This window comes from Flintibacter faecis, from assembly GCF_014287875.1.
Classification (GTDB): Bacteria; Bacillota; Clostridia; order Oscillospirales; family Oscillospiraceae; genus Lawsonibacter; species Lawsonibacter faecis_A.
In genome coordinates this window covers 63,935-80,466 of record NZ_JACOPN010000006.1, presented here as the reverse complement: position 1 = coordinate 80,466, position 16,532 = coordinate 63,935, and the positions used below count along the sequence as shown (strand labels likewise).

Annotated in this window: 17 protein-coding genes; 7 read left to right on the top strand and 10 right to left on the bottom strand. The window is 62.8% G+C overall.

Going from position 1 to position 16,532, the window contains the following annotated elements:
• Window positions 1-38 precede the first annotated feature (38 nt).
• A complete protein-coding gene (locus H8S55_RS09405; RefSeq protein WP_186878762.1) occupies window positions 39-677 on the bottom strand; it encodes a tRNA1(Val) (adenine(37)-N6)-methyltransferase in 639 nt (212 codons plus the stop codon).
• A 117-nt stretch (window positions 678-794) separates the two neighbouring features.
• Between H8S55_RS09405 and rsmI the strand changes: the two genes are divergently transcribed.
• Window positions 795-1,625 carry a 16S rRNA (cytidine(1402)-2'-O)-methyltransferase gene (gene rsmI, locus H8S55_RS09400; protein WP_186878761.1) on the top strand — a complete coding sequence of 277 codons (831 nt, stop codon included), beginning with the start codon at window positions 795-797 and terminating at the stop codon, window positions 1,623-1,625.
• A gap of 93 nt (window positions 1,626-1,718) precedes the next feature.
• Here the strand turns inward: rsmI and H8S55_RS09395 are convergent, their stop codons facing one another.
• Window positions 1,719-1,967, bottom strand: a complete 249-nt coding sequence (locus H8S55_RS09395) for an AbrB/MazE/SpoVT family DNA-binding domain-containing protein (protein ID WP_147562940.1) — start codon at window positions 1,965-1,967, stop codon at window positions 1,719-1,721.
• Between the two features lie 214 nt (window positions 1,968-2,181).
• Here H8S55_RS09395 and H8S55_RS09390 point away from each other — a divergent pair, with 214 nt between their 5' ends.
• The 3 genes from H8S55_RS09390 (at window position 2,182) to rbr (ending at window position 3,928) form a co-directional block, all read left to right on the top strand.
• A complete protein-coding gene (locus H8S55_RS09390) occupies window positions 2,182-2,757 on the top strand; it encodes a nucleoside recognition domain-containing protein (RefSeq protein WP_207721822.1) in 576 nt (191 codons plus the stop codon).
• 13 nt (window positions 2,758-2,770) lie between these two features.
• Window positions 2,771-3,283: a spore maturation protein gene (locus H8S55_RS09385; RefSeq protein WP_147562979.1), complete on the top strand. Its 513-nt coding sequence runs from the start codon at window positions 2,771-2,773 to the stop codon at window positions 3,281-3,283.
• Window positions 3,284-3,391: 108 nt separating this feature from the next.
• On the top strand, window positions 3,392-3,928 hold the full coding sequence (rbr, locus tag H8S55_RS09380) for a rubrerythrin (RefSeq protein WP_186878759.1): 537 nt from the start codon (window positions 3,392-3,394) through the stop codon (window positions 3,926-3,928).
• A 73-nt stretch (window positions 3,929-4,001) separates the two neighbouring features.
• Here rbr and H8S55_RS09375 read toward each other — a convergent pair whose 3' ends face one another.
• The 3 genes from H8S55_RS09375 to H8S55_RS09365 all read right to left on the bottom strand — a co-directional run bounded on the left by H8S55_RS09375 (window position 4,002) and on the right by H8S55_RS09365 (window position 6,409).
• A complete protein-coding gene (locus H8S55_RS09375) occupies window positions 4,002-4,724 on the bottom strand; it encodes an amino acid ABC transporter ATP-binding protein (protein WP_186878758.1) in 723 nt (240 codons plus the stop codon).
• On the bottom strand, window positions 4,711-5,442 hold the full coding sequence (locus H8S55_RS09370) for an amino acid ABC transporter permease (protein WP_186878863.1): 732 nt from the start codon (window positions 5,440-5,442) through the stop codon (window positions 4,711-4,713). The genes H8S55_RS09375 and H8S55_RS09370 overlap by 14 nt, the downstream gene beginning before the upstream one ends.
• A gap of 121 nt (window positions 5,443-5,563) precedes the next feature.
• Window positions 5,564-6,409, bottom strand: a complete 846-nt coding sequence (locus tag H8S55_RS09365; RefSeq protein WP_186878757.1) for a transporter substrate-binding domain-containing protein — start codon at window positions 6,407-6,409, stop codon at window positions 5,564-5,566.
• Window positions 6,410-6,733: 324 nt separating this feature from the next.
• Between H8S55_RS09365 and H8S55_RS09360 the strand changes: the two genes are divergently transcribed.
• A complete protein-coding gene (locus tag H8S55_RS09360; RefSeq protein WP_186878756.1) occupies window positions 6,734-8,581 on the top strand; it encodes an LTA synthase family protein in 1,848 nt (615 codons plus the stop codon).
• A gap of 45 nt (window positions 8,582-8,626) precedes the next feature.
• Here H8S55_RS09360 and spoVAE read toward each other — a convergent pair whose 3' ends face one another.
• Both spoVAE and H8S55_RS09350 read right to left on the bottom strand, forming a co-directional pair.
• Complete coding sequence (spoVAE, locus tag H8S55_RS09355; protein ID WP_186878755.1) at window positions 8,627-8,983, bottom strand: stage V sporulation protein AE; 357 nt, start codon at window positions 8,981-8,983, stop codon at window positions 8,627-8,629.
• Window positions 8,984-9,127: 144 nt separating this feature from the next.
• The gene (locus H8S55_RS09350) at window positions 9,128-10,147 is read right to left on the bottom strand and encodes a stage V sporulation protein AD (protein ID WP_186878754.1); all 1,020 of its coding nucleotides are present in this window, start codon (window positions 10,145-10,147) and stop codon (window positions 9,128-9,130) included.
• 307 nt (window positions 10,148-10,454) lie between these two features.
• On the opposite strand from H8S55_RS09350, the gene H8S55_RS09345 reads away from it, so the two are divergent.
• A complete protein-coding gene (locus H8S55_RS09345) occupies window positions 10,455-10,706 on the top strand; it encodes an IreB family regulatory phosphoprotein (RefSeq protein WP_147562932.1) in 252 nt (83 codons plus the stop codon).
• A 184-nt stretch (window positions 10,707-10,890) separates the two neighbouring features.
• Window positions 10,891-11,328, top strand: coding sequence for a 2-thiouracil desulfurase family protein (locus tag H8S55_RS09340; RefSeq protein WP_186878753.1), 438 nt, complete (start codon window positions 10,891-10,893; stop codon window positions 11,326-11,328).
• 34 nt (window positions 11,329-11,362) lie between these two features.
• Here H8S55_RS09340 and sigG read toward each other — a convergent pair whose 3' ends face one another.
• The 3 genes from sigG to H8S55_RS09325 form a co-directional block, all read right to left on the bottom strand.
• A complete protein-coding gene (sigG, locus tag H8S55_RS09335; protein ID WP_147562930.1) occupies window positions 11,363-12,133 on the bottom strand; it encodes an RNA polymerase sporulation sigma factor SigG in 771 nt (256 codons plus the stop codon).
• Between the two features lie 85 nt (window positions 12,134-12,218).
• Complete coding sequence (locus H8S55_RS09330; protein ID WP_186878752.1) at window positions 12,219-13,445, bottom strand: MFS transporter; 1,227 nt, start codon at window positions 13,443-13,445, stop codon at window positions 12,219-12,221.
• A 103-nt stretch (window positions 13,446-13,548) separates the two neighbouring features.
• Window positions 13,549-16,467 carry an FtsK/SpoIIIE family DNA translocase gene (locus tag H8S55_RS09325; RefSeq protein ID WP_186878751.1) on the bottom strand — a complete coding sequence of 973 codons (2,919 nt, stop codon included), beginning with the start codon at window positions 16,465-16,467 and terminating at the stop codon, window positions 13,549-13,551.
• Window positions 16,468-16,532 lie beyond the last annotated feature (65 nt).

Genomic DNA, 16,532 nt, shown 5'->3' with positions numbered 1-16,532 from the left:
TGATGAGATAGGAGTTGCAGCTTATCACTCCTAACTCATCACTCATCTCTCACGCGAAGGCGCGTCTCCACTTTCACCCCCGGCTTGCCCTGTTTCACCGCCTCGACCAGCAGGAGGGAGGGGGCGTGGTTTGGACTGTGGGAGAGAAGGGTCAGGCGCTTGGGCTCCAGGCCGTGGGCCCGGAGGGAACAGAGCAGGTCGGCCAACCGCTCCGGCCGGTGACACAGAGCGAAGCGGCCCCCGTTTTTCACCAGGTATCCGGCGGCGGCGCACAGCTGCTCCAGGGTGCAGAACGCCTCGCTGCGCTCCGGGCCGCCGCTGCCCCCGGCGTTCACCGGAAAATAAGGCGGATTGGACACCACCAGGTCAAACTGCCCCGCCGGGAGGAGCCTGTCCCGCAGGTCCCCGGTGACCACCGTCCCCGTCAGGCTGTTTTGGGCCAGGTTGTCCCGGGCGGTCTGGGCGGCCAGGGGGTCCCGCTCCACGGCGGAGAGGGCCAGGTCGGGTGCCCGCCGGGCCAGCAGAAGGAGCAGCGCCCCGCTGCCCGTGCCCAGGTCGCACACCCGCCAGCCCCGGCGTACCGTGGCAAACTCCCCCAAAGCCAGGGCGTCGCTCCCCAGGGGGAACACCCCCTCCGGCCAGGAGAGGGTATAGGGGTCCAAGTATTCAATGTGCATATTTGCCGCCTCCTTGCGTGGTCCGTGAAAAGAATATACCACAACCGGGGCGGCCTGTGCTATAATAAATGAAAAACAACGTCTGCTGTTTTGTTTGGCGGGCGAAAGGAGCATATCATGGCAGGTACACTCTATCTGGTCCCAACCCCCATCGGCAATCTGGGGGACATCTCCCAGCGTATGGCCCAGACGCTGGAACAGGCGGACTTTATCGCGGCGGAGGACACCCGGGTGTCCATCAAGCTGCTCAACCACCTGGGGCTGAAAAAGCCCATGGTGACCTATCACCGGCATAACACCGAGACGGGGGGACAGGCGGTGATCGACCGGCTGCTGGCGGGGGAGAACTGCGCCCTGGTCACCGACGCAGGGATGCCCGCCATCTCTGACCCCGGCGAGGAGTTGGTGGCCCGGTGTGCCCAGCAGAGTATCCCGGTGGTGACCATCCCCGGCCCCTGCGCCCTGGTCACGGCCCTGGCCGCCTCCGGCCAGCCCACCGGGCGGTTTACGTTCGAGGGCTTTTTGGCCATGAACAAGAAAAACCGCCGGACCCACCTGGATGCCCTGCGGGAGGAGGAGCGGACCATGATCTTTTACGAGGCCCCGCACAAGCTCCAGGCCACCCTGAAGGACCTGTGCCAAACCTTTGGAGCGGACCGGCCCGTGTCCCTGTGCCGGGAGCTGACCAAGCTCCACGAGGAGATCCGCCGCACCACCCTGGGCCAGGCGGAGGAATACTACCGGGAGAACCCGCCCAAGGGGGAGTTTGTCCTGGTGGTCCGGGGGGCGCCCCCCAAGCGGGAGGAAGAGGCCACCCTGGAGGACGGACAGGCCCTGGTGGAGGAGCTGATAGCCCAGGGGACCTCTCAGCGGGACGCGGTGAAGCAGGCGGCCAAGACCCTGGGACTGTCCAGAAACCAGCTGTATGACGCTGTGGTGGGCAAATAAGCACCAGATACATGCACAAGAAAGAGAAAAGTCCCCATGCCGAAGATCCCAAATCTCGGCGTGGGGACTTTTTGCGGTCTTTTGAGGGTCAGCTTACAGCTTGCCCTCGCGCAGGGCCTTCATGCAGCCGGCGCAGATGTTCTTCCCATGGAAGACGGTGATGCCGTCGGCCTCATCGCAGAAGATGCAGGCGGGCTGATACTTCTTCAGCACGATGGACTCGCCGTCCATGTAGATCTCCAGACAGTCCTTCTCTGCAATGTCCAGGGTGCGGCGGAGCTCGATGGGGAGCACGATGCGTCCCAGCTCGTCCACCTTACGCACGATACCGGTAGATTTCATACCACCAAATCCTTTCTCTTTTCGTGACCTATGTAAGCGAGTTGTCGTCATTTTGTCAACATTGACATTTTAGCGAAAAAGGGGAAAACTGTCAACTGTTTTCATTACATTTTATTGAAAGAATGAAGAAAATTTTATGAAACAAAACATACGTTCTGGTATAACACCGGATTATACGGCATATAGTGGAAAAAAGGGGGCAGACAGCGTGGTTATGTCGATTTTGTGGACTGGGATGACGGCGGCATCCATACTATTTGGAATAGCTGGGGGCCGGGGAGAGGCGGTGGCGGCGGCGGCGGTGACGGGGGCCAGAGACGCGGTGGAGCTGTGTCTGTCTATGGCCGGAATGCTGTGCCTGTGGACGGGGGTGATGGAGGTCATGCGCCAGTCCGGGCTGGCCGGCGGGCTGTCCCGTCTGCTGCGCCCGGTGCTGGGGCGGCTGTTCCCCGATGCGTCGAAGGACGGGGCGGTGATGGACAGCCTGTCGGCCAACGTGTCCGCCAATCTGCTGGGCCTGGGGAATGCGGCCACTCCGCTGGGTATCCAGGCCGCCAAGGGCATGAGCCGGAAAAGTCCCGGCGTGGCCAGCGATGAGCTATGCCTGCTGGTGGTGTGCAACACCGCGTCCATCCAGCTGTTGCCCACCACGGTGGCCGCAGTGCGGGCGGCGGCGGGGTGCCGGAGTCCCTTCGACATTCTGCCGGCGGTGTGGCTGGCCTCCGCCCTGTCGGTAACGGCGGGGATATGGGCCTGCAGGCTGCTCTCCCGGCTGTGGCGGGGGAGGTGAGGGCGTGACGCTGATGACCCAGCTGTTGGTCCCCTGTGTTTTGGCGGGGACGGCCCTGTACGGGACCCTCCGCCGGGTGGATGTATACGGGGCCCTGGTCCAGGGAGCGGGGCAGGGGCTGGAGACACTGACCCGCATCGCCCCGGCCCTGATCTGCCTGCTCACGGCGGTGTCCATGGTTCGGGCATCCGGCCTGCTGCAGGCGCTGGCAAGCTGGCTGTCCCCGGTTCTGGGGCGGCTGGGGCTGCCGCCGGAGCTGCTGCCCCTGATGCTGGTGCGGCCCATCAGCGGTTCGGCGGCCCTGGGTGTGGGGGCCGACCTGATAAACACCTATGGCCCGGACTCTGACCTGGGGCGGATGGCGGCGGTGATGCTGGGCTCCACCGAGACCACGTTTTACACCATCGCCGTCTATTTCAGCGCCGCGGGCATCACCCGCACACGATATGCCCTTCCGGCCGCCCTGTGCGCCGATGCGGCGGGCTTTCTGGCCTCCGCCTGGGCGGTGGGCGTGGTGTTTGGGTGACAGAGAAAATTTCTGCTGAAATACCGCTTGACAGGGTAGAATAAAAGGCGTATATTAAGACTACAAGTAAGAATAATTCTTGTTAGTAGAAATAAGGAGGAAAACAAGATGCCTGAATTGAAAGGGAGCAAGACTGAGCAGAACCTACGCACCGCCTTTGCTGGGGAGACCCAGGCCCGCACCAAGTATGACTACTTTGCCTCTAAGGCCAGAAAGGACGGCTATGTCCAGATCGCCAAGCTGTTTGAGGAGACGGCTGCCAACGAGAAGGAGCACGCGAAAATTTGGTTCAAGCTGCTAAACGGTATCGGCTCCACCGAGGAGAACCTGAAGTCCGCCGCCGAGGGGGAGAACTACGAGTGGACTGACATGTATGCCCACATGGCCCAGGAGGCCCGGGAGGAGGGCTTTGACCACATTGCCGACCTGTTCCAACAGGTGGGCCAGATCGAGAAGGAGCACGAGGAGCGCTATCGCAAGCTGCTCTCCAACGTGGAGAACGGCCTGGTCTTCTCCCGGGAGGGGGACATGGTGTGGCAGTGCAGCAACTGCGGCCACATTGTGGTGGGCAAGCAGGCCCCCGAGGTCTGCCCCGTCTGTGCCCATCCCCAGTCCTACTTCCAGCTGAGAGCGGAAAACTATTAACAGAGAATCGCAAAAACGTCCTGCCGCAGGGGCCAAAAGGCTTTGCGGCAGGACGTTTTTTCGTTTGGAAGCTTTACAGGACCTTGGACAAAAACAGCTGGGTACGGGCGTTCTGGGGGTGGTCGAAGAACTCCTTGGGGGTGTTCTGCTCCAGGATATGGCCGCCGTCCATAAACAGGACCCGGCTGCCCACCTCCCGGGCAAAGCCCATCTCGTGGGTGACCACCACCATGGTCATGCCCTCATCGGCCAGCTGCTTCATGACCTCCAGCACCTCGCCCACCATCTCGGGGTCCAGGGCGGAGGTGGGCTCGTCAAACAGCATCACCTTGGGCTGCATGGCCAGGGCCCGGACGATGGCGATGCGCTGTTTTTGGCCGCCGGAGAGCTGGTTGGGATAGGCGTCCGCCTTCTCCTCCAGCCCCACCCGCCGCAGCAGGGTGGTGGCCAGGTCATCGGCCTGGGCCTGGGCCATCAGACCGGTGCGCACCGGGGCCAGGGTGATGTTCCTGCGGATGGTCATGTTAGGGAACAGATTGAAGTGCTGGAACACCATGCCCATCTGCTGGCGGATCTTGTTGATGTCCGCCTTGGGGTCGGTGATCTCGGTGCCCTGGAAGGTGATGGTGCCCTTGGTGGGGGTCTCCAGCAGATTCAGGCAGCGGAGAAAGGTGGACTTGCCGGAGCCGGAGGGGCCCAGCACTACCACCTTTTCGCCGGGGGCGATGTGCTCGGAGATGTCGTCCAGTACCAGGTGGTCGCCGAAGGACTTGGACAGATGTTTAACGTCGATCACTTTGACGCAGCCTCCTTTCCAGCTTGCCCTGGAGCCAGGTGAGCAGCATCACCATGACCAGGTAGATGACGGCGATGCCGAGATAGGGATACATCACATCATAGGTCTTGCTGCCCACGGCCTTGGCCGCATAGACCAGCTCTTTGCCGCCGATGATGTTGATGAGGGCGGTGTCCTTGAACAGGGTGATGAACTCGTTGCCCAGGGCGGGCAGCACGTTCTTAAAGGCTTGGGGCACCACGATAAAGCGCATGGTGTCCAGATAGTTCAGCCCTAGGGAACGCCCGGCCTCGTTCTGGCCGGAGTCCACGCTCATCAGACCGCCCCGGAAGATCTCGGCGACATAGGCCCCGGAGTTGATGCCCAGGGTCAGGGTGCCCACCAGGGTGAACTCCCGGCTCTTGCTGAAGATGACAAAGCCCATGATCAGCAGCTGGACCATCATGGGGGTGCCCCGGATAATGGTGGTATACACTTGGCAGACGGTGTTGAGCAGACCCAGGACAGGGTTCTTGCGGCCGGGGCGCTGCTGGTCGTGGGCAGTGCGGACCACAGCCACCAAAATGCCCAGGATCACGCCCAGGATCAGGGCCATGGCGGTGATACGCAGGGTGTTCAGCACGCCGTCGATATACAGCTGCCAGCGGCCCCCGTCCACAAAGGCCTTGTAAAAGCCTACAAAGGTCTTTTCCGCAAAGGGGAGCGTCTCTCCCCCCATGATGCGCTGGTTCAGGGAGGAATACAGTTCCGCCAGGTTCACAGACATGCTCCTTTCTGTTTGTTCTCATAGGGAAAAAGGGCGGCACAGCGCCGCCCTTTTTCTGCAAGCCGCGACAGATTTAATTCGCGGAGATGTACTTGTCCACGATGGACTGGATGGTGCCGTCGTTGGTCAGCTCCTCCAGCGCGCCGTTGATGGCATCCAGCAGAGCGGTGTTGCCCTTGGCCACGCCGATGGCGTAGTCCTCGTTGGTGAACTCGCCGTCCAGGATCTTCAGGCCGGGATTAGCGGCCACATACTCCTGAGCGGGCATGTTGTCGATGACCACGGCATCGATCTGGCCGTTCATCAGGGCCTGGACAGCGGCGGCGCCGTCGTCATAGGGGGTGACGTGGTCCTCGCCGAAGCCGCCGTTCTCGGGGGTGTCGGAGCAGTAGATGTAGCCGGTGGTGCCCATCTGGCAGCCGATCATGTTGGCGTTGGCCAGGTCGTCCACGGTCTGAATGGGGGAGCCCTCCTTCACGATGACCACCTGCACGCCGTTGGCATAGCTGTTGGAGAAGTCCATCACGGCCTGGCGCTCCTCGGTGACGGTGACGCCGGCCATGACCATGTCGCTCTTGCCGGTCTGAGCGGCCTGCAGGGCGGCATCGAAGCCCATGTCGTCCACCTGAAGCTCCAGGCCCAGCTTCTCGGCGATGGCGCCGGCCACCTCAATGTCGATGCCCTCGAAGGAGCCGTCGTCGGCCACCATCTCATAGGGAGGGAAGGAGGCGTTGGTGGACATGGTCAGCTTGCCGGGGGTGACGGTGGTAAAGGCCGGGTCGCCGTTGCTGACAGAGCCGCTGGCAGAACCGGAGACGGAACCGGCGGCAGAGCTGGAGGCAGCGGAATTGCTGCCGCCGCAGGCGGACAGGCCCAGCGCCATGACAACAGCCATGGCCATTGCAAGAATCTTTTTCATAGTAATGGGATCTTCCTTTCTTATTTCCCCGGGGCGGACCCCAGGGCGTTAGCTTGAGTATACCCCAGCAGCCTATGCACAGTCAATAGATAAATATACAAATAACCCGGAAAAATAACCCGGAAAAACAGGGATTTTTTCGTGATACGGGAAAATCAGGGCCGGAGAAAGGGAAAAGAACACAAAATGAATATACAGAAAAATATGTATATTGCTGAGACGGGCAGCAGAAAAATTTCCCTGCCCTCTTGCTTTTTTTCGCCGGCGCGGTATGCTATTACATATGAACCCGGGCCTGGGGGCCCTGATCTCTAGGAGGAAACCATGATACAAAAAGAAAGAAAACACCCCCTGCAATGGCTGCGGCGGGACGTTGGGGAGCATCTGGACCGGTATCTGGCCCGGTTGGTGTTCCTGCTGGGCCCCTGGCTGTGCCTGTGGATGGTGGAGGTGCTCAACCAGAACGATGTATTCCAGGACCTGGATGTCTGGCAGGTGGCCATGAACCTGATCTGGTACTATGCCCTGTTCTTTGTCTGCCGTCTGATCCTGGGCCGGCTGCGCCGGGCGGCAGCTCTGTCGGCGGTCCTGTCCTTTCTGGTGGGGCTGCTGAACCACTATATCCTGCGCTTTCGCGGGCGCATTCTGTTCCCTGCCGACGTGGCTGGGTGGCAGACGGCGGCCAACGTGGCCGACGGCTTTGACTATTCCATGGACCAGTACATCGTCCAGGCGGCCATTCTGCTGGTGGGCTATCTGTTTCTGCTGTGGATGTGTGCCCCCCAGCGGAAGCGGGCCAGGCTGCCCCTGGCAGCGTCCATCCCCCTGTGGGCGGCCATCCTGGGCTATACCTACGCCTTTTTCTTCACCGGGATGCTGCCCGCCCTGGACATCTACACCCAGCAGTGGGTCACCCAGCGCAACGGCTTTCTGCTGAACTTCACCGTGGCCCTGCGGTACAGCTCGGTGGACAAGCCTCGGGATTATTCCAAGCAGGCGGTGCTGGATCTGATGGAGCAGTACCCCACCGTGGCGGGGGACGACAGCGTCACCCATCCGGTGAACATCATCGGCATTATGGACGAGTCCTTTGCCGACTTTACCATCTTCGACGGCTTTGAGTCCTCAGAGGACCCCACGCCCTTCCTTCACTCCTTGAAGAAAAACACGATCAAGGGCTGGATGTACTCCCCCGTCACCGGCGGGGGCACGGCCAGCGTGGAGTTTGAATATCTCACCGGCTTCTCCACCTACTTCCAGCCCCCCCACACCGTGGCCTATCAGCTGTATGTGGACGAGGGGATGCCCTCCCTGGCCGCCCTGGCGGGGAGCCAGGGGTATGAGACCACCGCCTTCCACCCCTATAAGTCCTCCGGCTGGAACCGGCCTGTGGCCTATCACGACCTGGCCTTTGACAACCAGATGTATGAGGAGGACGTGACGGACCCCCAGTATATCCGCCACTATATCTCCGACGCGTGCGACTTTCAGACCATCTTCCAGACCACCCAGCAGCAGGTGAAGTCCTTCTTCTTCAACGTGACCATGCAGAACCACAGCGGCTATGCCCAGGGGTGGAACAACCTGGAGCGGACCATCTCTCTGCCAGACAGCCTGAAGCTGGCAGACAGCAACGCCGAGCAGTATTTCGCCCTGGCCCGCCAGACGGACAACGCCCTGCGGGAGCTGATCGGCTATTACAGCCGGTGCGACGAGCCCACCATGATCGTCTTCTTCGGCGACCACCAGCCCCCCCTGAAAAATGCCTTTTACGAGCGGCTGTATGGCAAGTCCCTGGACCAGCGGACCACGGAAGAGGTGATGCAGCAGTATGCGGTGCCCTTCTTCATCTGGACCAACTACGACCTGAGCGGGGCGGAGGAGCTGCAGACCGAGGACGTGGTCATCAGCCCCAACTATCTGGGGGTGCTCACCGCCAAGCTGGCCGGGCTGCCCCTGACGGGCTATATGAACTTTTTGGACCAGATGTATGCGGAACTGCCCGTCGTCACCCCCGTGGGCTTTGTCTCAAAGGACGGGGTGTTCCTGTCCAAGAAGGAGCTGAGCGACCGGCAGCAGGACTGGCTGGACCAATACGCTATTTTGAACTACTGCGGCATGGTGGACCTGTTTGACCAGGCCAGGCCCATGTTCTGCATGGACGAAAAATAATACAAGGCAAGGCCGCTGCCCTGATGCCAGGGCAGCGGCCAATTCTTACCCCTTCGGCTTACTTTTGAATATCGCAGCAACAAAAAAACCAAAGAAGATGGCTGCGGTAATGCCTCCTGCGGCTGCAGTGATGCCGCCGGTGAGAACCCCCAGCAGGCCCTGCTCCGCCACCGCCTTCCGCACCCCCCGGGCCAGCAGATGGCCAAAGCCGGTGAGGGGGACGGTGGCCCCGGCCCCGCCCCAATCCACCAGGGGCTGATAGACCCCCAGGGCGCTGAGCAGCACCCCGGCGGTGACATAGCCGGTGAGGATCTTGGCGGGGGTGAGGGCGGTGCGGTCGATCAAGATCTGCCCCAGGGCGCACAGCAGCCCGCCCAGCAGAAAGGCACGAATATATTCCATGAAGATGACATCCCTTCAAATCGATATCACAGGGCAACGAATCTTGTCATTCCGAGGAGCGCAGCGACGTGGGAATCCGTTTCTCCATGACGGGGGTACGGATTGCCACGTCAGGGCTGCGCCCTTCCTCGCAATGACAATGTGCTAGACCCCCTCCGGGGCGGTCAGGGCCACGGCGTGGCAGATGCCGGGGATGGACTCCCCCTGGGCGGTGGCCACGGGGGAGTGGAGGGCCCCGGTGGGGCAGAAGAGCAGATTGTTCCACCGCCCCTCCGTCAGTCCGGTGAGGAGATAGCCAGTGAACACTGCGGCGGAGCAGCCACAGCCCGAGCCGCCGCAGTGGACGTCCTGGCTCTTTTGGTCGAAGAGCAGACAGCCGCAGTCTGCGTGGTTTTCCAGGACGATGCCCCGGCGTTCCAGCAGCTCCAGCAGCAGCTGACTGCCCAGCCGCCCCAGGTCCCCGGTGACAATGAGGTCATAGAAACCGGGGCTGCGGCCCGTGTCCCGGAGGTGGGCGGCGATGGTGTCGCAGGCGGCGGGGGCCATGGCTGCCCCCATGTTGTTGGCATCGGTCACCCCCAGGTCGATGACCCGGCCCACGGTGACGTGGGTGATCTTAGGCCCTCTGCCGGAGCGGGACAGGATCACCGCCCCGGCGGCGGTGGCCGTCCACTGGGCGGTGGGGGTGCGCTGGCCGCCGTATTCCAAGGGGGTGCGGTACTGCCGCTCGGCGGTGCAGAAGTGGGAGGAGACCACCACCCCCGCCCGAGCGCCAAAGCCGCCGTCCAGGGTCATGGCCGCCAGACACAGGCCCTCCCCCAGGGTGGAGCAGGCCCCGTACAGCCCGAAATAGGGCAGCCCGTGGGCCCGGGCGGCATAGGATGCGCCGATGCACTGGTTCAGCAGGTCCCCGGCAAACAGCCAGTCGGGCTGGGGCGCACCGGGGCCCGCCCGGTCTAGAGCCAGGGAGAGGGCCTGCTGCTGCATCAGCCGCTCTGCCCGTTCCCAGGAGGGCTGGCCCAGGGAGTCGTCCTGGGCTACCACATCGAAATAGGGCCCAAGGGGGCCCGCCCCCTCCTTTTGGCCCACCACATTGGCCCAGCCCGCCAGCACCGGGGGACAGGCCAGGGCGGCGGTCTGTCCGCCCAGCTTCTTTTCCGTCATAGAGCACCACCTCGCCCAAGCATTGCGGGATTAGCTTGCCCGGAAGGGAGAAAATTATCCCTGCTGCGACGAAACCACAAAGGATCGGCGGGTGAAACTGCATGAGAATTCTGCCTGTACGCCGTCAGATCGGGTTCCGCTTGTGGTGAACGCAATGATGATGACGGGCCGCGTGCGCAAAAGTAGTGTCGGCCGAATGACCGGAGGGAACTTTGTTTAAATTTCCTTTAATTTCTTCCCGCCCCCTTTACAGACGGGGAAATTTGGAGTAAACTAATCACAGTTGTTGTTACAGGAGGTGTTCCAAATGGAAGAGTTGGACCTGACCCGAAAGTTCAGTCTGGGCGACCAGCGGGACATGGAGATCAAGGCGATCTTGTCCACGGTCTATCAGGCCTTACAGGAGAAGGGCTATAATCCCATCAACCAGATCGTCGGGTACATCCTGTCTGAGGACCCCACCTACATTACAAACCACAACAATGCCCGGGCCCTGATCCGCAGGGTGGACCGGGACGAGCTGCTGCAGACGCTGGTGAAGTATTATCTGACCCACTAAAGCGCCAAAGGCTTATTTCAGACAAACAGCGGTCCGCCTGTCCCGGCGGGCCGCTTTTCTGTTTCTCCCAATTCTTTTTCGTATTCCCCGCCCCCGCAGGGGGCGGGGAATACAGGGCTTTGGTCGTCTAGGAAACACAAAATGAACTTGGAAGTTCTTTTTTAAGAGAAGGAAGGAGCCGACCATGAACATTCTCATCAGCCGATGTCTGCTGGGCGTACCCTGCCGGTATGACGGGAAAAGCGTCCCCGTCCCCGATTTGGAGGAGGCCCTGACCCGGGCGGGACACACCCTGATCCCGATCTGCCCGGAGGTGGACGGCGGTCTGCCCACCCCCCGCCCCCCGGCGGAGCTTCAAAGCGACGGCCGGGTGGTGAACCAGGAGGGGAAAGAGGTCACCGCCCAATATCAGGCGGGGGCGGAGCTGGCGGCCAGACTGGCCCAAGAACACGGCTGCACCGTGGCCGTCTTAAAGGCCAAGTCCCCCTCCTGCGGGGGCAGACAGGTGTATGACGGCAGCTTTTCCAAAAAACTCATCCCCGGTCAGGGCTGCGCCGCCCGCCGGCTGGCAGAGATGGGCGTGAAGCTGCTGGACGAGATAAATTGGAGAGAATTGGGGTAAAATTTAGCCTTCTCCCACACAGGGGGAAGGCCGGTCACATCTCTTTTCTGATCTGCCGCAGCGCGTTCTTCTCCAACCGGGACACCTGGGCCTGGGAGATACCGATCTCGGCGGAGACCTCCATCTGGGTCTTGCCCTGAAAAAACCGCAGAGCCAGTATTTTCCGCTCCCGGTCGCTGAGCCGGGACACCGCCTGGCCCAGGGCGATGCGTTCCACCCACATCTCGTCGGTGTTCTTGCTGTCCTTCACCTGGTCCATGACGCACAGAGTGTCCCCGTTGTCAGAGTACACCGGCTCGTACAGGGACACGGGGTCCACAATGGCATCCAGGGCAAAGACGATGTCCTCCCGGCGGATACCCAGAACGGCGGCGATCTCATCCACGGTGGGTTCCCGCTGGTGCTGGGCCATAAAGGCGTCCTTGGCCTGGAGAACTTTATAGGCCGTGTCCCGCATGGCCCGGGACACCCGCAGGGCGCTGTTGTCCCGCAAATATCGCCGCACCTCGCCCAGGATCATGGGTACTCCATATGTGGAAAACCGCACGTCCAGGTCGGTGTTGAAGTTGTCTATGGCTTTTATCAGCCCGATGCAGCCCACCTGGAACAGGTCGTCCAGATTCTCCCCCCGGTTGGCAAAGCGCTGGATGACGGACAGCACCAGACGCAGATTCCCGGCGATCAGCTCATCCCGGGCCTGTGCGTCCCCCGCCTTGGCCCGCAGGAGCAGGGCCTGGGTCTCCTCGTTTTTCAACACCTTCAGCTTGGCGGTGTTCACCCCGCATATCTCTACCTTGTGTTGCATAAAACAAAGCCCCCCGCCTGTGATACTGTACTTCCAGTATCTCCTGGCGGGGGGCTTTTATCCTTTTGGCGGAGGGCAAAATATTTTATCGTGGGACGGGTTTCGATGGATTTTTTCTCCCCACCAAATGCGCTGCCGCCAGCTGCAGCACGCAGGACAGGGCGGCCAGATAGAACACATAGGACACGCCGAACTTGGCCCAGATGATGCCCATGACGGGGGAGACGGAGATGGCCATGATGTGGTCCACGCTGAGCCCCACGGACAGGGTCTCCGTCACCTCCTCCGGGTCCAGGGCGATGGAGCGCATCAGAAAGGAGTGGACCATGTTGAACTGCTCGAACAGGATGCACAGCACATAGGCGGCGTACACCAGCCAGCACTGCCAGCCGTCAGCGGCCAGTGCCCCGGAGGACAGCATCCCCGCCAGCACGCCCATCAGGGTGAAGGAGGCCAGGATATAGCCCGACTCCAGCCACAGCATTTTCCGGGTGCCCAGCTTGTCCAGCATCCGCCCCAGCAGAGGGGCAAACCAGCTGCCCACGAAGTAGGTGGCGATGGACAGCAGGGCCACCGTGTCCGCCCCCTTGCCCAGCAGCTGGATGATGACCCAGGGGGCAAAGACGATCTTGATGCGCTTCTGGCAGCCATAGGCCAGGGTGACCAGGTAATAGGGGGTGTACTGCCGCCGGAACAGCAGGCGGAAGGGGTGGGTGCGGCCCTTGGGGCTGCCCATACCCCGGGCCATAACGGTCAGCAGGATGATGGCGGCCCCGGCGGCCAGGGCAGCGATGACAAAGGGCAGGATCACCGGTGCGGCGAAGGAGAAGATGCCCGTCCGAAAGCCCACGAACACGGCGCAGGCGGCCAGCATGGTCACCACCGTATTCACCGACTTGAACCGGCCCATCATAGCGCCCACTTTTCCCTGCTCTGCCAGGTCCATGGAGATGGCGTCGTTCAGGGGCATGAACAGGTGCATGCCCATGGAGTGGAGGAACAGAAAGGCCAGCATCACCCCGTAGCTGGGGGAGAACAGGCCCATGACCACCAGGCCGATGAGGACCAGAGCCTGGGCCACCACCGACATCCACAGGTTGCCCAAGGGAGCCAGCACGGCCACCAGCAGCATACATAGGATGCCCGGGCTCTCCCGGGGGATCTCCAGAAAGCCCCGCTGGATGGCGTCGATGTGATAGACCTCGCTGTAGTAGTTGGAAAAGATGCTGGCCCCTAATCCCCCGGCCACGGCCAGAAAGGCCAGGACCAGAGTAAACAGGCGGATGCTGCGCTGACGGACGGATTCCTCCATGAAACTCTCTCTCCTTCAAAAGTACGGATCAACATGTCGGGGCGAAAGCCCCTCCTCGCAATGCAATGGCAGGAGGAGGGGCTTTTTGCCGGGAGGATTGGAATTATAACGTGTCCTCCTCCGTGCGGTCCAGGGGGGAGGGGGCATCGGACCAGGGGGGAGGATCGGAAGCGGGGGGCATCGGGGCCGGAGCAGCAGGAGACACCGCTGCGCTCTCGCTCTGGGGCGGCGGATCGCTCACCACGCCCTGGCGGTATTTCAGCTCCTGCCACTGCTCCTTGGTGATCAGCAGCTGGCGGGGCTTGCTGCCCTCGAAGGGGCCCACGATGCCCTTCTCCTCCAGCTGGTCCACCAGGCGGGCGGCCCGGGCATAGCCCAGCTTCAGCCGCCGCTGGAGCATGGAGACCGAGGCCTGGCCCGTCTCCACCACCACCTCGGCGGCGGCGTCAATGAGCTCGTCGAACTCGCCGTCTACGTCGTCGGGGGCGGAGCCGCCCACGCCCTTGCTGCCCTTCTCCTTTTCGGCGGCGTGCTGCTCGATCTCCCGCATGACATCGTCGTCATACTGGGCTGCGCCGCTCTTCTTTACAAAGTTGACCACCGAGGCCACCTCCTGATCGGAGATCAGGCAGCCCTGCACCCGGGTGGGCTTGCCAGAGCCCAGGGGAAAGTAGAGCATATCGCCCCGGCCCACCAGCTTTTCTGCGCCGGTGATGTCCAGAATGATGCGGGACTCCAGACTGGAGGCCACGGCGAAGGCGATGCGGCTGGGGATGTTGGCCTTCATCAGGCCGGTGATCACGTCGGCGGAGGGCCGCTGGGTGGCGATGATCAGGTGCATCCCGGCGGCACGGCCCATCTGGGCCACCCGGCAGATGGATTCCTCCACCTCCTTGGCGGCCACCAGCATCAGGTCGGCCAGCTCGTCGATGAGGACCACGATATAGGGCATCTTCTCCATGCCCTCGGTGCGGGCGGCCAGGGCGTTGTACTCCTCCAGCTTGCGCACCCCCACCTCGGAGAAGGTACGGTAGCGCTTCATCATCTCGGTGACGGCCCACTGCAGGGCGCCGGCGGCCTTTTTCGGGTCGGTGACCACGGGGATGAGCAGGTGGGGGATGCCGTTATAGATGCCCAGCTCCACCATTTTGGGGTCCACCATGATGAGACGGACCTCCTCCGGCGTGGCCTTGTACAGCAGGGAGGTGATGATGGAGTTGGTACACACGGACTTGCCGGAGCCGGTGGTACCGGCGATGAGCAGGTGGGGCATCTTGGCGATGTTGCCCACGATGGGGTTGCCGCCGATGTCCTTGCCCACGGCGAAGGAGACCTTGGAGGCGCTGTCGGTGAAGGCCTTGGAGCCGATGACCGAGTGGATGTTCACCGGGGTGACCGCCTTGTTGGGTACCTCGATGCCCACCATAGAGATCTGGTCGGGGATGGGGGCGATGCGCACGCCGGTGGCCCCCAGGGACAGGGCGATGTCGTCGGCCAGGTTGGTCAGCTTGTTCAGCCGGACGCCCTGGTCCAGCTCCAGCTCATACCGGGTGACAGAGGGCCCCCGGGTGACGTTGACGATGTTGGCGTCGATGCCGAAGGAGTGGATGGTGTCGGTGAGCCGCTGGCGGTTGGCGTTGAGCTCAGCCATGGCCTGACCGCCCATCTCCGCCGGGCCCTCCGTCAGCAGGGACAGAGGGGGGTACTGATAAGGGGGGATGGTCTGGCCCAGATTGCCCTGGATGTCCTGGGCCACTTGAGCGGCCTGCTGGGCCACCTCCCCCTTGGAGACGGTCTCCGGCTCCTCCGGCACGGGCAGGGGGGCGGAGGGCTCAGGCACATGGGGGCTGGGCTGGACAGACAGGGGCCGGGGGGGAGCCGCCGCCGCTGCGGGCGCAGGCTGGCTGACCGGGGCAAACACAGGCTCCGGTTCCGGCTGGGGCGCAGGTGCGGGGTCCTGGGGGGCGTAAATGGGCTGGGAGAGAAAGGCGGGCTCGTCCTCCGGCTCCAGGGTCAGCTCCTCGGGGGTGACGGGGATGGGTTCGTCCATGGGCTCCATGTCTGCAGGCTGCGTGTGTTCCGGCTCGGGATGGAGATCGGACTGGGTCTGCCCCCGGCCCAGATGGCCGGCCAGCAGCTGGTCGGGGGAGGGAACCCGGGGCTTGCGGTCGAAAAAGCTCTTCTTTTTCTCCGGGGGCGGGGCGCTCCGGCGGCTTTGAGCGACGAGGGGGCCGTCGTCCACGGGGATGTCGATGTCCACCTCCGCCCGGCGGGAGGGGCAGGAAGAGGCCGCAGCCTGGGCGGGGGCCTGCTGCGCCTCCCGGCGGCGGGGGCGCTCGGGCTTGGGCTCATACTCGTACTGGGGGCGGTCAAATAGCCACTCGGCCACGTCCACGACGGAGCGGTTGCAGGCGGCCAGAGCCAGGAAGAAGCCGCACAGGACGCAGACGATGGTGCAGCCCACCTTGGTGAACAGGCTGACAAAGCCCTGCCCCAGCAGACCGCCCAGGGCTCCGCCGGACTTTAATTCCTCGCCGCTGGTCCACAGGGCCTTCAGCAAGGCGGCGTCCCAGGGCAGCACTTGGCCCAGCAGCCCGTGGAGCATCACAGACAGGGCCAGGGGCAGGGCCAGCGCACAGCACAGCCGCAGGGCCACCGGGCGGCCACGGTGGAAGGCCAGGATATAGGCACACAGGACCAGGGCCGGGGGCATCAGCCAGAAGCCGTAGCCCAGCAGCCCCTTCAGCAGGGCGCAGAACAGGTCGATGAACAGGGCCTTCATGTGGAAATAGCCAAAGGCGGCGAAGATGGCCAGCAGCAGACAGACCAGGGCGCCCACCTCCCGGCGGAAGGGCTTGGGTGCGGGGGCCGTCTGGCGCTTGGCGGGACCGGAGCGGGAGGAAGAGGCTCTGCTGCCGCTGCCGGTGGTGCGCTTGCCGCCGGAGGAGCGGCTTCCGCTGGCGGCTCTGCTCCCGCCGGAGGCGGTGCGGCTGCCGCCCGAACTCTTTTTCTTGGTTGCCATGGCACTGCAATTCCTTTCGTCAGGTGGTTAGAGATATCCCGCTGCGGGGGAGGAGGGAAGAATAC

What these genes read in the sequence shown, in the direction of transcription:
- H8S55_RS09405 (WP_186878762.1), bottom strand. Translation starts at nt 677, where the DNA reads ATGCACATTGAATACTTGGACCCCTATACCCTCTCCTGGCCGGAGGGG.
- rsmI (WP_186878761.1), top strand. Translation starts at nt 795, where the DNA reads ATGGCAGGTACACTCTATCTGGTCCCAACCCCCATCGGCAATCTGGGG.
- H8S55_RS09395 (WP_147562940.1), bottom strand. Translation starts at nt 1,967, where the DNA reads ATGAAATCTACCGGTATCGTGCGTAAGGTGGACGAGCTGGGACGCATC.
- H8S55_RS09390 (WP_207721822.1), top strand. Translation starts at nt 2,182, where the DNA reads ATGTCGATTTTGTGGACTGGGATGACGGCGGCATCCATACTATTTGGA.
- H8S55_RS09385 (WP_147562979.1), top strand. Translation starts at nt 2,771, where the DNA reads ATGACCCAGCTGTTGGTCCCCTGTGTTTTGGCGGGGACGGCCCTGTAC.
- rbr (WP_186878759.1), top strand. Translation starts at nt 3,392, where the DNA reads ATGCCTGAATTGAAAGGGAGCAAGACTGAGCAGAACCTACGCACCGCC.
- H8S55_RS09370 (WP_186878863.1), bottom strand. Translation starts at nt 5,442, where the DNA reads ATGGGGGGAGAGACGCTCCCCTTTGCGGAAAAGACCTTTGTAGGCTTT.
- H8S55_RS09365 (WP_186878757.1), bottom strand. Translation starts at nt 6,409, where the DNA reads ATGAAAAAGATTCTTGCAATGGCCATGGCTGTTGTCATGGCGCTGGGC.
- H8S55_RS09360 (WP_186878756.1), top strand. Translation starts at nt 6,734, where the DNA reads ATGATACAAAAAGAAAGAAAACACCCCCTGCAATGGCTGCGGCGGGAC.
- spoVAE (WP_186878755.1), bottom strand. Translation starts at nt 8,983, where the DNA reads ATGGAATATATTCGTGCCTTTCTGCTGGGCGGGCTGCTGTGCGCCCTG.
- H8S55_RS09350 (WP_186878754.1), bottom strand. Translation starts at nt 10,147, where the DNA reads ATGACGGAAAAGAAGCTGGGCGGACAGACCGCCGCCCTGGCCTGTCCC.
- H8S55_RS09345 (WP_147562932.1), top strand. Translation starts at nt 10,455, where the DNA reads ATGGAAGAGTTGGACCTGACCCGAAAGTTCAGTCTGGGCGACCAGCGG.
- H8S55_RS09340 (WP_186878753.1), top strand. Translation starts at nt 10,891, where the DNA reads ATGAACATTCTCATCAGCCGATGTCTGCTGGGCGTACCCTGCCGGTAT.
- sigG (WP_147562930.1), bottom strand. Translation starts at nt 12,133, where the DNA reads ATGCAACACAAGGTAGAGATATGCGGGGTGAACACCGCCAAGCTGAAG.
- H8S55_RS09330 (WP_186878752.1), bottom strand. Translation starts at nt 13,445, where the DNA reads ATGGAGGAATCCGTCCGTCAGCGCAGCATCCGCCTGTTTACTCTGGTC.
- H8S55_RS09325 (WP_186878751.1), bottom strand. Translation starts at nt 16,467, where the DNA reads ATGGCAACCAAGAAAAAGAGTTCGGGCGGCAGCCGCACCGCCTCCGGC.